The sequence below is a fragment of the Streptomyces sp. NRRL F-525 genome (genome assembly GCF_000716605.1).
Lineage (GTDB): Bacteria > Actinomycetota > Actinomycetes > Streptomycetales > Streptomycetaceae > Streptomyces.
This window is the reverse complement of record NZ_JNXE01000152.1, coordinates 1-405: the sequence shown is the minus strand read 5'-3', so window position 1 is coordinate 405 and position 405 is coordinate 1. Positions and strand designations below refer to the sequence as shown.

The following is a 405-nucleotide window of genomic DNA, read 5'->3' as shown; positions in this document are numbered from 1 at the left end:
GGAGGGAGCTGTCGAAGGTGGGACTGGCGATTGGGACGAAGTCGTAACAAGGTAGCCGTACCGGAAGGTGCGGCTGGATCACCTCCTTTCTAAGGAGCACTTCTTACCGATCCCTTCGGGGTGAGGTCAGAGGCCAGTACATCGGCGAATGTCCGGTGCTGGTTGCTCAAGGGTGGAACGTTGATTATTCGGCACTGTCGGTCATCTCATGGCTGCGAGTACTGCTCTTCGGGGCGTGGAAAGCTGATCACGAGTGGCGACAGGGCCGGGCACGCTGTTGGGTATCTGAAGGTACGGCTGTTAGCCGCCTTCAGTGCCGACCCCAGTGAACTTGCCCAGTAGGGCGGGGTGATGGGTGGTTGGTCGTTGTTTGAGAACTGCACAGTGGACGCGAGCATCTGTGGC

1 rRNA gene is annotated in these 405 nt (G+C 59.0%); it reads left to right on the top strand.

Annotation, left to right across the window (positions count from 1 at the left end):
* Positions 1 to 89: ribosomal RNA gene (locus OO69_RS48295) — 16S ribosomal RNA — on the top strand; the annotation flags it as partial.
* Positions 90 to 405: the final 316 nt, after the last annotated feature.